This is a genomic window from Bacillus cereus, from assembly GCF_002567495.1.
GTDB classification, from domain to species: domain Bacteria; phylum Bacillota; class Bacilli; order Bacillales; family Bacillaceae_G; genus Bacillus_A; species Bacillus_A cereus_AQ.
In genome coordinates, this window is sequence record NZ_NVAP01000106.1 from 1 (window position 1) to 231 (window position 231).

Consider the following 231-nt stretch of genomic DNA (forward strand, 5'->3'; position numbering starts at 1 on the left):
ATTTTTAACGTCTTTATTTTGATATCCACAACAAGAACATAATTGGCTGGAAGCAAATGTTTTCGATACGACAATGACTTGTTTGCCATACCATTTTGCTTTGTATTCTAACATGGATCGAAATTGCAACCAAGATACCTCACTAATTGCTTTTGCTAACTTATGATTCTTTAACATATTCGATACTTGCAAATCCTCTATACCGATAACATCGTGGTTTTTGATGATTTC

General features: G+C 32.9%; 1 protein-coding gene. It reads right to left on the minus strand.

The window, feature by feature from the left end; translation table 11 throughout:
* The coding region (locus COK05_RS30475; RefSeq protein WP_141539322.1) for a zinc ribbon domain-containing protein at window positions 1–231 on the minus strand (231 nt) is incomplete at both ends.